Source organism: Dolichospermum sp. FACHB-1091 (genome assembly GCF_014697585.1).
Taxonomy (GTDB): Bacteria; Cyanobacteriota; Cyanobacteriia; order Cyanobacteriales; family Nostocaceae; genus Dolichospermum.
Genome location: NZ_JACJSB010000020.1, coordinates 37112 through 49473 on the forward strand (window position 1 = coordinate 37112; position 12362 = coordinate 49473).

Genomic DNA, 12362 nt, shown 5'->3' on the forward strand with positions numbered 1-12362 from the left:
ATAAGTTTTTGTTATATATAGGACTTACGCACAAGTCACGGAATAATGAACCACGTTCGCGGAGCGTCCCGTCAGGGATAGGAACGAAGAGAACGAAGAAAAGAGGGTTTGAGAGATATTTTGCGTAAGTCCTGATATAAAGTCCTGACCTGGATAGATGTCAAGCTGGACTGGAGGAGTCAGGAAATGGAAATATTTATGGTACTTATAAAGTCAGACATTTCTTACTAACCTGTTGATAAAATACTCATGGCATTAAACCCAAACATTGAAAACTGGTGATAAATCATGTATAATCATAAACCACCTTTATCCACAAATAGTCTGCGCGTGGGTTTAGTCGGCACCGGCTATGCTGCTAAACTTAGGGCTGAGGCATTGCGACAAGATCCGCGCAGTGATTTAATAGCTATAGCTGGTAATCCCCAAAGAACAACCATTTTAGCCCAAGAATACGCAATTGAGGCTATGAGTTCTTGGCAACAGCTAGTAGAACGGGAAGATTTGGATTTGGTGGTATTATGCACTATTAATCAAGATCATGGCAAAATTGCCCGCGCTGCTTTGGAAAGGGGTAAGCACGTAATTGTTGAATATCCCCTGGCTATAGATGTCAAGGAAGCCGAACAACTGATCATTTTAGCAAAAACAGTCAATAAGCTATTGCACGTCGAACACATTGAATTATTGGGGGGTTGGCATCAAACGTTAAAACAACACTTGTATCAACTGGGTGATTTGTTTTATGTTCGCCATAGTACCCTGAATCCTCAGCATCCAGCGCCGCGCAAATGGACTTATAATCATGAAATGTTTGGTTTTCCTTTAATTGGGGCTTTATCTCGGTTAAATCGTCTGATTGATTTGTTTGGTGAAGTTTTTAGCGTTAACTGTCATCAAAGATATTGGCAAATTGAACCAGATTATTACCAAACCTGTTTCTGTTCAGCCCAGTTGTGCTTTGACAGTGGTTTATTGGCACAGGTAGTTTATGGCAAGGGTGAAACTTTGTGGCAATCAGAACGTAAATTAGAGGTTCATGGTGAAAATGGGGGGATAATTCTCGATGGTGATACGGCAATGTTAATATTAGGACAAAGAACGCAGTTAATTGAGGTGGGTACACGCCGGGGTTTATTTGCCAAAGATACGACTATGGTATTAGACTATTTATTTGATGCTAGTCCTTTATATATCACTCCAGAACAAAGCTTGTATGCCCTCAAGGTAGCAGATGCTACTTATAGAGCAGCATCGACTGGGTTAACTGTATTTTTAAAAGAGTAAATTAAAATTTGATGAAAACAGAAACTATAGTCATTTTATCCCAGCGGGAAATAGAAAAAATGCGTCGCGCTGGCCGCTTGGCTGCTAAATTGTTACAATATTTAGAACCTTTGGTGAAACCAGGAGTAAGTACCCTAGAATTGAATGATGAAGCGGAAAGATGGACGCAAAAGCATGGAGCAAAAAGCGCTCCTTTAGGTTATAAAGGTTATCCTAAGTCAATTTGTACTAGTGTAAATGAGGTAATTTGTCACGGTATTCCCAATGCTAAACAAATTCTCAAAGATGGGGACATTATTAATATAGATGTGACACCCATTCTGGATGGTTATCATGGTGATACATCAAAAACATTTCTGGTTGGTAGTCCTTCTCCAAAAGCCCAAAAATTAGTAGAAGTGACACAAAAGTGTCTAGAATTGGGAATCGCAGAGGTGAAACCAGGGGCGAAAATTGGGGATATTGGGGCGGCTATTCAAGAATATGCTGAGTCTTTCGGCTTTTCCGTGGTGCGGGATTTTGTCGGCCATGGAATTAGTAATGTTTTCCATACAGCACCCGATATTCCTCATTATGGCATTAGGGGTAGAGGTAAAAAACTTAGACCCGGTATGGTGTTTACTATTGAACCAATGATTAATGAAGGAACTTATGAGCCGGAAATGCTTAGTGACGGTTGGACTGCGGTAACAAAGGACCGCTTGCTTTCTGCCCAATTTGAGCATACGATTGTTGTGACGGAATCTGGGGTGGAAATTCTGACTTTACCAGAAAATTGATGATTTTTCTCACCCACAGCCGCAGAGCCGCAAAGAGAGGAGTTTGAGAAATTTTTTGGTTTTTATACGTCAATTTACCAAGTCCTCTTGTTTCTGTTAACGGATTTTGACTGTAATTTGATAGGTTTTGATGGGGGGAATATTTTTTTCCCAAGCCCGTGAATATTGGAGTTGTAGCTGGGTTGAACCGGGGTTTTGAGCTAAAAACCGAAAAACTTGATTTTCAGGTGATCCTACCAATTTGACTTTGGATTCTCCTGCTGCTGTTGGTAATGGTTCAAATACTGAATCTCCCAAGGGTTTGAGTTTTTGAGGATCATTTTTAATTATTTGCCAATTATAACCTGTTGATGGATTGGCTGATAATTTAATTATCAAAATTTTGCCTTTTTGTAGGTTGATTTGTTTATGATTGTTGCTATCGTTGATGGTTATTTCTGATTTAGATGGCGGATTTTTGGCTGTGGCGCTAACTTGGGAAATAATCCCCAAGGTAGTTAATAAAGAAAGAATTAAAAAAACTCGTTTAGTTAAACTCATGATTTCAACCTATTAATTATCAATTGTCAATTAGTTATTATTACAATATCAATTTTCAATTTCTTTTTATCTACCCAATTTATTGGGAATTCCTTCACAACCTCCCGGAATGGTATTTCTGGTTTTTTCTCCACACCAAGCACAACAGTAGTAATGAGTCGCTGGGGACATTCTTTGTGCATTAGTGAAGTCAGCATTTTCAATAACTGCACCAGTGTGTTCTCCGGTTTCGTAGTTGGGGGGTTGAGTGCGACTGCGGGGAGATGCTTGTTCTACTAAACCATAAAATAGACGAACTCCGTTTAAATCGGTATTACTGAGATTGGCTTCATATAATATTGTTCGGGAAAGGTTAGCTTTTACTAGGTCACAATTACTAAGATTAGCACGGACGAGATTAGCTTCACTTAAATCTGTCCAGCGTAAATCATTATCGGCTAGATCGGCACCTGCTAACATTACACCTAAGTCTATGACGCGCACTCCTTCCAAACGATCTTCAGCATAACCACCACTACCATCTAGAATAGCTCTTCCTAAACGCCGATCGCGTTGTAGGGGAGTAAGTAATTTAGAACGGGAGAGAAATCGCAGAATCTTGGCTTTACCACTACCATCTACACTACTGAATATAGCAGCAGTACGTCCTTCGGCGATCGCTCTTTCTTGCGGCCAGTCTTCTAATAATCCTTCTTCGTCTAATATTAGGTCCGAAACTCCTTGAAAGTAGGAGTCTATGGTTTGTTGTTGAGTAATGACGTTTTGCTGTACAGTGAGTAGGTTTTGTTGAATGGTTAGGTCTTTAGAAATTACATATTGTCGCCATGCTACATAAACGGCGATAATGGCAATGGCAATTTGTCCCAAAGCTCCAAACCATTCTGCTAAAGTACCAGAAGCTTCCCAATTAATTCTCTTTCCCCAAAGTAGTAAACTATGACCTAAATTAGCAAATCTGAATAAGCCAATTATTGCTACTATTACTCCTATAAAACCAACAAACACATTTCTATCTTGAGGTGAAAACCATTCTTGGATGATATCTTGCCACCAAGGGTAAAGTATCAATAGTGATAACAGCAAAGTTGCCAAAGTTCCCAAAATCCCCAGCCATGAGTTATTAATGACAATACTAATTAAAGTTATGGCCATGGACAAGCTAGTAAATAATAAAATCCTTGGGGTAATCAGGACTTGAATACTGGAATTGTCACTAAAAAAAGCAGAAATTTCTTTGAAAATACTTGTTTTCAGGGAAGATTGTGCCGATACTTGTTTTTTATCCGGTTCTACTTTTGTTAATGATTGATTACTTTCGGTAATTTCCAATTCATCTTCTTGATTTATCTGTGGGGAAGATAGGTGGGATGAATCAGATTCATTAATAGTCATATTTTTTTCCGCCAATTAACTCACCATAAATTGAAATGTTGGGAAAACACTTATATTAACAGTATTATACACCCCTGACCTTGGCTAAATGAGTTCGTGAGAAAATTTCCTGGCGGCAAAGGCAATAAATATGTTATTCTATCACAGATCCTTGGGAATTTTTCAGTAGTATCACTCTTTGATATTTGTAAAACTGCTGATACTTGGAACAAGTGTAAACAGGTTTTTTAGTGAAAAGTAGCAGTCAGGAGAAGAAGGAAGAATTATATTAAATAGATAATTGATTTATGGAGGATGATTATGGTATTGTCTGGGTAGTTTCTGAAAAGTTTATCGAAATCTTAATTTTAAATTTGCAGAATCAAAAAATAATTAATAACAATTAGTTGATTTTGATACTGCTTTTAAATTACAATCAGTTCTAGGATCATTATATGAGTTTTGTAGGAGCAGTATGGTAATTTGGCGAAGCTTAATTGCCTCTAGTTTAATCAGTTTGATGATAATTGGCTGTAGTGACCCGGCAAATTATTCATCTGAAAATGCTAAAAAAGTTGTTCAAGAAAGCAATGTTAATCAACTGATTACAGAAGTACAAGACAGTCAAAAAGCAGAAAATTTACTAATACAAGCTAATGGTTTATTAGATGCCCGTCGTTATCAAGAAGCTTTAGTATTCTATAATCGGGTGATAGCCATTAAAAATGATAGTGCGGAAACATGGGTAAATCGGGGAAATGCTTTGATTGCTTTACAACAGTACCCAGAAGCTGTAGAATCCTATGATAAAGCGATCGCAATTCGCCCAAATAAAGATGAAGCCTGGTATAATCGTGGTAATGCTTTAACAGCTTTACAACATTACGAAGAAGCCGTAAAATCCTATGATGAAGCGATCGCTATTGACAAAAATAAACATGAGGCTTGGACTAATAGAGGAATTGCATTGACAAAATTACAGCGCTACAAAGAAGCTTTAGCATCTTACAACCAAGCAACTACTATTCGTCCTAATTTGCATCAAGTTTATTATAATAAAGCTTGCAATTATGCCTTACAAAATAATCTAGAACTGACAATTGAAAACCTCAAAAAAGCCATCGAACTTGTACCGAAAAAATATCGAGAATTAGCGAAAAATGATCGAGATTTCGATAAAGTTCGCAATGAAAAACGGTTTCAGGAATTATTACAATAAATATGACAACTAGGTACAAACTTATCTGTCTTTGATTCCCGATTTCTGTACCTATAACCATGGGAAATGCTATAGTATTGACATATAGCAAATACAGGTAAATGAGGAAATTTCCTTTAATTCATAATGAATAAACTAGTTAATGTTTTTATTCAGGGGATAATTGCTTTTACTGTCACTAATATTGACGATATGATGATTCTACTACTATTGTTTTCGCAAATAGATAATAGTAGTTTTCGTAAACGTCATATTTTCATTGGTCAATACCTTGGTTTTTTGTCCATTATTATATTGAGTTTACCAGGATTTTTTGGCGGTTTATTCATACAGCGAGAATGGTTGGGATTATTAGGAATAATACCCATAGTTATTGGTATGAAACAACTGATTAATCAACAAACAGAAAGTACAGAGGTTCAAACAGTTAATCCTCATTTTCCACAGTTATTACACCCTAACCCAACATGGTCTTTTCTCTTGAGCATTTTCCACCCAAATACTTATCAAGTTGCAGCTATTACCATTGCTAATAGCGGTGACAATATTAGTATTTATATACCTCTATTCGCAGGTCAAAATTTTGTTAATTTAGGCATAATTATAGCCGTATTTTTAGCTATGGTGGGAGTTGGCTGTGGTATTGCTTATCTATTAACTAGTCAAGTTACCATTGCTTATATTTTAAGTCGCTATGGTCGGGCTATGATTCCTTTTATATTAATGGCCTTGGGGTTATTTATTATGTACGACAGAGGCACATTTAAGCTACTAACTCAAATTGCTAAGTAGATTAACGGAAAAAACCGACATAAGTAACGAAAAGTAAAGTTACCCAAAACCTCTTCCCAGTTAAGAGTTCCCTTGTCATAACGACAATTTTTAACGCCAACCTACTTATTTAAAGATTGCTACTTTTACGGATTTTACATACAATGTAGTCTAAAAATTCATTTTGATCATGTCACAACTTCAACGTATTACCATTAATCCCCAACAACTCCAAGAAAACCAACTTTTATTAACACCTCAACAGCAACATTATTTGCTGCGAGTATTACGGTTACGAGATGGTGATCAATTTATCGCTATGAATGGTATGGGTAAATGGTGGTTAACTAAGTTACAAGGAACACAAGGAGAGATTGTAGAAATACTAGAGGTCAAAACGGAATTACCTGTATCTATTACTTTAATGATGGCCTTACCGAAAGGGAATGGATTTGATGAAGTTATCCGCTGTTGTACGGAATTAGGAGTAACTTATATTGCTCCAGTTTTAAGCGATCGCAGTTTATTAAATCCCAGTCCCCAAAAGCTAGAACGTTGGCAGCGCATAGCATCAGAGTCCGCTGAACAGTCAGAAAGAGCCGTGATTCCTACTATCCTAGAACCAGTAGCTTTTAAAACTGCCATAAATGAAAATACAGCCAGTCATAGTTATATCTGTGAAGCCCGTGGTGATTATCCTCACTTAAAGCAGGTGATAAATAATGCTAACACTGCAAGAGAGATCATTATTGCTATTGGACCAGAAGGGGGGTGGACAGATCAAGAGCTAGAAATAGCTGTAAAATCGGGATTTGTAGCCATTTCCCTGGGTTGTCGTATTCTCCGCGCAGTTACAGCGCCCATAGTTGCGATATCCTTAATAGCAGCAAATTTTGAATTAAGCCCTTGAAATCAGCAAAACAACATCTAACTCAACACCTAATTATTTTTACTCGTTATCCAGAACCAGGGAAAACAAAAACCCGGTTAATACCAGTTTTGGGTGATATTGGCGCTGCTAACTTGCAAAAACAGATGACTGAACAGACTATTTTGCAAGTTAAAGAATTACAAAAATTGACAGAAATATCCGTAGAAATACGTTTTACTGGTGGTAATTTAGAAAAAATGCGAAATTGGTTAGGAAATGATTTATTATATCAATCTCAGGGTGAAGGAGATTTAGGTCAAAGAATGGAGCGATCGCTTGTAAATGCGTTTAATCAAACAGCAAAACAAGTAATTATCATTGGTACTGATTGTCCCGATTTAAACTCACAAATTTTACTAACTGCTTTTGAGAAATTGCAAGTTTTTAATCTTGTTCTAGGTTCAGCCATGGACGGTGGTTACTATTTAATTGGGTTACAAAAACCAGCAGCAGAATTATTTACAAATATCCAGTGGGGTACGGCTGAAGTATTTGCAAAAACAGTAGAAATTGCCGAAAAATTGAATTTATCAATAGGTTATTTGCAACCTTTAGCAGATGTTGATCGCCCAGAGGATCTTTAAAGTTAACATAATTAGTGTCAGCCCCAAAATAAATGATTACATACAACAATCCTTCGCTAACACCCTGAAACCCTATTGAAAGATAACAGTTTTATTGGATTTGGGGCATATTTTTGAAAAATTGGCATAAGTAATCACGGGAAAATCTATGTATTCTAAAAAACTCTCTTAATCACGAGTAGAAAATTCTCATGATCTATGAAGGAAAAAACTTGATAAAATAACCTCCAGAAAACATCCGCCACGTTTAATCTTAAAGACACTATGTTTCAATTCCCTCAGGCATTTTCAGTATTAGGTTTACCAGTTCATATCATGAATGATTATTCAGAGTGGTTATTATCTTCTTTAAAAGAGGGTAAAGGAACTCATGTAGTCACCCTCAATTCAGAAATGACCATACAAGCAGAAAAAAATCCCACCCTAGCAAAGATCATTCAAAATGCTGAATTAGTAATTCCTGACGGTGCGGGGGTTGTGCTATATTTGCAGTATTTATTAGCAGAAAAAATACAACGTGTCCCTGGAATTGAATTAGCAGAAAAACTGTTACAAGCAGTTGCTCAAAAACAAGCATCTGCTTCAATATTTTTCTATGGAGGCGCACCTGAAGTAGCCACAAAAGCAGCAGATTTATGGCGGCAACAACTTCCTACACTAACTATATCAGGAACACATTCCGGTTATCATTCTTCAGAAGAAGAACAACAATTATTGCAAAGTCTCAGTCAACTACAGCCACAGGTGATATTTGTTGGTTTGGGAGTTCCACGTCAAGAATTATGGATTTCTCAAAATCGCCATTTATGTCCTAACTCAATTTGGATAGGTGTTGGTGGTAGTTTTGATATTTGGTCAGGAACAAAAACACGCGCTCCCGGTTGGTTAGCAAATAATAACCTAGAATGGCTATATAGATTGTATCAAGAACCTTGGCGCTGGCGACGAATGTTAGCTATACCAGAGTTCGTTTTTAAATCCTTAATTTATCTGCGGACTACAAAAGATGTGAACATTTTAGAGTCCTGAGCTTGTCCCAAGTTGAAATTTTAATATACTAGGACTTACTCATTGACAAAATCTACAAGTCTTTGATATATAACCCATGTTCCGCACTTCATTTTGTAACCCACATTCCGCACTTCAATAAGTAGTATGCCAGAACTACATTCCCAGGTAATTAAAAATTAAGTACCTAAAGTCGCACAAAAAGAAGATTTGGGGGTTGACAATTCATTTAAAATTTGTTACTATGTAGTGGATGAGGAAGAACTATCATAAAATAATTACAATAGTAAGTTGCATTGACCCAAGGAAACCCAGCAAACAATGGTCTTGACGGGCGTGAATACCGCACTTCCTTTTTTGCCCAAAGAGATTATAATTAGTTTTGCTATTATTTTCCCTTGATGAAAGAGACAACTGGTGGTTGAAATACTCCAAGTGAACTTATACAAAACCCATAAATGGAACTAAGTAAGCCGTGATGAATGCTGTATTACCTCGTTTTTTAAAGTCAGCCTACCGTAAAGAACCTATAGTTAGTGCATTGCTAACTATAGGTGTGATAGATGCTCTGATTGGTGGGTTAGATGATAGTTGGTCCCTCTTCACCTTTGGTTTAGCAACAGCAGGAATAGGTTTTGTCTTTAAATTATGGCGTATGCAGCAGCGTCCGTCTTTACCAGAAGAGCCTGTTGCTCAATATTATCTACCCCCTCAGTCTTCTACTGCTCCTTTACCTATACTGAAAGTTCCCAAGAAAAAACCCCGTCACTAGTTATCCATCAGCATAGTTTATAGGCTTTCCAGATTACAAAATGAAGTGCGGAATGTGAGTTTTAGTCTAAAGTCCAGTAAAAAAGAACATCTGCATCCTACTATATGAAATATTCCTGCCTTTATGACTTGATCACTTTGTCTAAACAATTATGCCACAGGATTTATCACCACTTTGGATATCATTAAAAACGGCTTTATTGGCAACATTTATCACTTTCTTTTTGGGCATATCTGCCGCTTATTGGATGTTAGGATATGGCGGTAAAGGTAAATCTTTAATTGAGGGGATATTTGTTGCACCGTTGATTTTACCACCTACGGTAGTCGGGTTTTTACTGCTGATATTCTTTGGTAAAAATGGTCCGGTTGGCAAACTTTTAGAACCTTATGATGCGACAATTATTTTCACTTGGTATGGTGCTGCGATCGCGGCTACAGTAGTTTCATTCCCATTAATGTATAAAACTGCATTGGCAGCTTTTAGCCAAATTGATGTTAATTTGCTGCGAGTAGCGAGGACTTTGGGTGCTAAAGAATTGACAATTTTTTGGCGGATTAGTTTACCTTTAGCATTTCCTGGGATTATTGCTGCCACTACCTTAGCATTTGCGCGGGCTTTAGGTGAATTTGGGGCAACTTTAATGTTAGCAGGAAATATACCTGGACAAACTCAAACTATCCCAATGGCGATATATTTTGCAGTAGAATCTGGGTCAATCAATGAAGCTTGGTTTTGGTCAATTGTAATTATGATTGTTTCCCTTTCAGGAATTATTATAGCTAATTTTTGGCAAGAACTTTCATATAAATCAAAATATCCAAAAATATCGAAAAATTCCATAGAATTAGCAAATAAATCTTCTTTATTATCAGAAGATTCTGCCCAAAAAGGCTTATTTTTAGATATTGAAAAAAGACTCCCTAATTTTCATTTGCAAGTTGCCCTTAATACGGATGATCAACCATTAGGACTATTGGGAAGTTCTGGAGCAGGAAAAAGTATGATTTTGCGTTGTCTGGCCGGGATAGAAACACCAAATAAAGGAAGAATAGTTTTAAATAATCGGGTATTATTTGACTCAGAAAAGAAAATTAATCTGCCAATTGATCAACGACAAATTGGTTTTTTGTTCCAAAACTATGCCTTATTTCCACATCTTACTGTAGCCCAAAATATCGCCTTTGGTATACCAAAATATATAGATACTAAAACAGAGGTAGAAAAGCAATTAATAGCCATGAAATTACAAGGATTTGGAAACCGCTATCCCCACCAACTTTCCGGGGGACAACAGCAACGGGTAGCATTAGCTAGGGCTTTGGCCAGTAAACCAGAAGCATTACTTTTAGATGAGCCATTTTCTGCCCTTGATACCCATTTACGCAGTCAATTAGAACAACAAGTTACAGAAATCCTGGCTGATTATTCTGGTGTAACTTTGTTTGTTACTCATAATATGGAAGAGGCTTATCGTTTATGTCCCCATTTGTTAGTATTAGAACAAGGAAAAGCCGCTCATTATGGTTCTAAATATGAGATTTTTCAACATCCTGCGAGTGTAAATGTGGCTCAACTTACAGGTTGTAAAAACTTTTCTCGTGCTAATATTTTATCACCTCAAAAAATAGAAGCAATTGATTGGGGTTGTACTCTTGAAGTTAGAGAAAATATTCCTTCAGAATTGTCTTATGTTGGTATTCGCGCTCATCATTTGATTTTTACAAAAGATCCTCAGCAAGTAAATACATTTCCTTGTTATTTAGTTCGTACCAGTGAAACACCTCACAGAATGACAGTATTTCTTAAATTACATTCTGTTGGTAATCATGCCAATGATTATCATTTACAAGGGGAAATTTATAAAGAAAAATGGGTAAATATTCAAGATCAATCTTTTCCCTGGTATGTGCATTTAGAACCTTCTCGGTTACTTTTAATGGAGTAAATAGTCTGTAGCTATTCTTGACTACAGGGAAATGGCCTTTTTTACCAGCAGGGGGGTTATTTGCAATCCGTACCTGTGGCGGTGTGGCTAGGGGGGAGTTACCAAGTGCTGGGGGATGTTAAGGCTAGTAAACAATGGTGGGAAGTAGCTTGTGAAGAATGTCAGGAGGCGTTTAATCTGGCTGCGGCTGATTATTGGTTAGGGAGAGCCTTGGTGGGTTTGGGGGATAAATCAGGGGCTAGACGGGCTTATGAAGGTGCGTTGAGTCAGCAGTTGTTGTATCCCGTGCGTGGGGAGGTGGAGGGAATTTTGGAGAGGCTTAAAAGGTAAGAGGAGTAAGGGTTATAGCGATTTAGGGTGGTTTTTTGGGGAAAAAATTTGCCCGTAACTCGAAAAATTCACAAATGGGGGGGGTAAAACGTCTAAATAGTGTGGGAAGAAAAAACCACTAAGGCATAATTCGTAGGTAGAGGGATTAATTATCTAGGACTAGCCCTTTCGAGGCCACGAACGAAGAGCAGTTCCATTGGTGATATTGCTCCTGGGTGTCGTGGGTTAATAGTCCCTGTGTTTACAAATGGAAGTCAAGGTGATATTTCCCCCTGTTCTGGGATTGACTTAGCACGAGCCATCTTTCATTAACATTTAGCGGTATATAAGGAGTCTTGATCATGAGCGATAAACCAAAGCAACAACCATTAAGCTTCATTGCACCCATTAAGGGTGAAACTGAGGTAGAAGTACAAAAGAACTATAACAAACTAAGTGGATTAATAGCACAGGTTGATGCAACAGGTCTTAATAATGTAGGTACAGTGCATTTTGGGAATTTTATATTTCTTGAGCCTGCCACTGGAGACAATGGTCAAAAGTATTACAAGAAGTTCGCACTCTTTACATTCTATGATGGAACTTTTGAGCAGTATGTTAAAGACTTCGTAGATAAAGTTGGTAACACATTCAATGCCTTACTAGCCCATTTAGACGATGTTCCTGAAGATTTGATTCCGGTTGAACAAAGCCCTCAAGAGTTTGCTGAATATGTAAGAAAATATGATCAACCAGTAGCTAAATGGTATGCGGCTTATCCTAATAAGATAGTGAAGGAAATTACTAACCCAGTTCAAGGGGGAACTTACATTAAGGAATAAG

The 12362-nt window shown here is 37.4% G+C and carries 13 protein-coding genes; 11 read left to right on the plus strand and 2 right to left on the minus strand.

Going from position 1 to position 12362, the window contains the following annotated elements:
- Positions 1-288: 288 nt before the first annotated feature.
- Together H6G25_RS13885 and map are read left to right on the plus strand one after the other, a co-directional pair.
- Complete coding sequence (locus tag H6G25_RS13885; RefSeq protein WP_190392983.1) at positions 289-1287, plus strand: Gfo/Idh/MocA family oxidoreductase; 999 nt, start codon at positions 289-291, stop codon at positions 1285-1287.
- An 11-nt stretch (positions 1288-1298) separates the two neighbouring features.
- A complete protein-coding gene (gene map / locus H6G25_RS13890) occupies positions 1299-2066 on the plus strand; it encodes a type I methionyl aminopeptidase (RefSeq protein ID WP_190392984.1) in 768 nt (255 codons plus the stop codon).
- A 96-nt stretch (positions 2067-2162) separates the two neighbouring features.
- Here map and H6G25_RS13895 read toward each other — a convergent pair whose 3' ends face one another.
- Positions 2163-2606, minus strand: a complete 444-nt coding sequence (locus tag H6G25_RS13895; protein WP_190392985.1) for a protease inhibitor I42 family protein — start codon at positions 2604-2606, stop codon at positions 2163-2165.
- 66 nt (positions 2607-2672) lie between these two features.
- Positions 2673-3998: a pentapeptide repeat-containing protein gene (locus H6G25_RS13900; RefSeq protein WP_190392986.1), complete on the minus strand. Its 1326-nt coding sequence runs from the start codon at positions 3996-3998 to the stop codon at positions 2673-2675.
- Between the two features lie 454 nt (positions 3999-4452).
- On the opposite strand from H6G25_RS13900, the gene H6G25_RS13905 reads away from it, so the two are divergent.
- From H6G25_RS13905 to H6G25_RS13945, 9 genes are all read left to right on the plus strand, one after another.
- Complete coding sequence (locus H6G25_RS13905) at positions 4453-5196, plus strand: tetratricopeptide repeat protein (protein WP_190392987.1); 744 nt, start codon at positions 4453-4455, stop codon at positions 5194-5196.
- A gap of 126 nt (positions 5197-5322) precedes the next feature.
- Positions 5323-5988, plus strand: coding sequence for a cadmium resistance transporter (locus tag H6G25_RS13910; RefSeq protein WP_190392988.1), 666 nt, complete (start codon positions 5323-5325; stop codon positions 5986-5988).
- A gap of 169 nt (positions 5989-6157) precedes the next feature.
- Positions 6158-6877 carry a 16S rRNA (uracil(1498)-N(3))-methyltransferase gene (locus tag H6G25_RS13915; RefSeq protein ID WP_190392989.1) on the plus strand — a complete coding sequence of 240 codons (720 nt, stop codon included), beginning with the start codon at positions 6158-6160 and terminating at the stop codon, positions 6875-6877.
- Positions 6874-7482 (plus strand): TIGR04282 family arsenosugar biosynthesis glycosyltransferase, encoded by a 609-nt coding sequence (locus H6G25_RS13920; protein ID WP_190392990.1) that lies wholly within the window; start codon positions 6874-6876, stop codon positions 7480-7482. The genes H6G25_RS13915 and H6G25_RS13920 overlap by 4 nt, the downstream gene beginning before the upstream one ends.
- A 264-nt stretch (positions 7483-7746) precedes the next feature.
- Positions 7747-8511, plus strand: coding sequence for a WecB/TagA/CpsF family glycosyltransferase (locus tag H6G25_RS13925; protein ID WP_190392991.1), 765 nt, complete (start codon positions 7747-7749; stop codon positions 8509-8511).
- A 457-nt stretch (positions 8512-8968) separates the two neighbouring features.
- Positions 8969-9262 (plus strand): hypothetical protein, encoded by a 294-nt coding sequence (locus tag H6G25_RS13930; protein ID WP_190392992.1) that lies wholly within the window; start codon positions 8969-8971, stop codon positions 9260-9262.
- A 151-nt stretch (positions 9263-9413) separates the two neighbouring features.
- Positions 9414-11210: a molybdate ABC transporter permease subunit gene (gene modB, locus H6G25_RS13935; protein WP_190392993.1), complete on the plus strand. Its 1797-nt coding sequence runs from the start codon at positions 9414-9416 to the stop codon at positions 11208-11210.
- 60 nt (positions 11211-11270) lie between these two features.
- Positions 11271-11540, plus strand: a complete 270-nt coding sequence (locus tag H6G25_RS13940; protein WP_190392994.1) for a hypothetical protein — start codon at positions 11271-11273, stop codon at positions 11538-11540.
- A 341-nt stretch (positions 11541-11881) separates the two neighbouring features.
- Entirely contained in the window at positions 11882-12361 is a 480-nt protein-coding gene (locus tag H6G25_RS13945) for a hypothetical protein (RefSeq protein WP_190392995.1), read from the plus strand.
- The last annotated feature ends 1 nt before the right edge of the window (position 12362 follow it).